Origin of the sequence: Symbioplanes lichenis, from assembly GCF_030709675.1 — a bacterium.
Taxonomy (GTDB): Bacteria; Actinomycetota; Actinomycetes; order Mycobacteriales; family Micromonosporaceae; genus Actinoplanes; species Actinoplanes lichenis.
In genome coordinates this window covers 1-1,137 of sequence record NZ_JAUZQD010000050.1, presented here as the reverse complement: position 1 = coordinate 1,137, position 1,137 = coordinate 1, and the positions used below count along the sequence as shown (strand labels likewise).

At 76.8% G+C, this 1,137-nt stretch carries 1 protein-coding gene; it reads right to left on the bottom strand.

The annotated features are described in order from the left end of the window. Window positions 1-86: 86 nt before the first annotated feature. Window positions 87-1,040, bottom strand: a complete 954-nt coding sequence (pheA, locus tag RAN62_RS40995; protein WP_305790307.1) for a prephenate dehydratase — start codon at window positions 1,038-1,040, stop codon at window positions 87-89. Between the last annotated feature and the right edge of the window lie 97 nt (window positions 1,041-1,137).

The window sequence follows — 1,137 nt, the reverse complement described above, 5'->3', positions numbered from 1 at the left end:
CCGCCGGGCGACCGTCGGCGCGGGGCGGGCCGGGTGGCCGCCGGCGTGGTGGGGGGCCGGGTGGCCGCCGGCGCGGGGCCGGAGGGTCAGGCGATCTCGCCGGCGCGGAGGCGGGCGAGCCAGGCGGCGCTGTCGGCGAAGTCCTCGTTGGTGAGGCCGGGCTGCGAGGGCTGCTCGCCGCCGGCCTGCTCCGACCAGCGGTGCCGGGGGTACGACCCAAGGAAGCGCACCTCGGCGCAGATGCGGCGCAGGCCCTGCAGCGCCTCGCCCAGCCGAGGCTCCGCCACGTGGCCCGAGCACTCCAGGAAAAAGACGTAGACGCCCAGCTGCTCGCCCGTCGGCCGGGACTCGATGCGGGACAGGTTGATGCCCCGGACGGCCAGCTCGGTCAGCACCGCGAGCAGGGCGCCGACATGGTCGTGGGGGATCGAGACGGCGAGCGATGTGACGTCGTCACCGGTCGGCAGCCCGGGCGGCCCCGGCCGGGTCAGCAGCCCGAAGCGGGTCACGGCGTCGGGGCGGTCGGCGATCTTGTCGGCGAGCACGGTCAGATGGTTGCGGGGCACCCCGATCGGCGCGCAGATGGCCGCGTCGTGCTCCCCTTCGGCGGCGGCCACGGCGGCGGCGGCGTTGGAGAGGACGTCCACCACGACGGCGTCGGGCATGGTCGCGGCCAGCCAGCCCCGGCACTGGGCCGAGGCCATCGGGTGCGCGGCCACCGTGCGTACCTGGGAAAGGGGGGTGGCCGACGCCGAGGCCAGCACGAACTCGACCGGCAGGACCACCTCGCGGGTGATCACCAGCGGGCTGCCGGTGCCCAGCTCGTCGAGGGTGACGGGCACCGAGCCGCCGACGGAGTTCTCGAGCGGGACCAGGGCGGCATCGGCCTCGCCCGACCGCACCGCCTCCAGCGCCTCGGGCACACTGCGGGCCGGGGTGCGCAGCCCGTGCTCGGCGGCCGGGATGGTGCGCAGCGCCTGCTCGGTGAAGGTGCCCTCGGGCCCGAGGTAGACGAACCGGGTGGGTGGGGTTCCGGGCATGCCCCCACAATAGGGCTCGCCCCGCCCCCTGAGCCCCCGGCCACGATCGGCGCGGGCCGGGCGCCGAGGTCGAGGGCGGCGACAGGGTCAGGCGGCG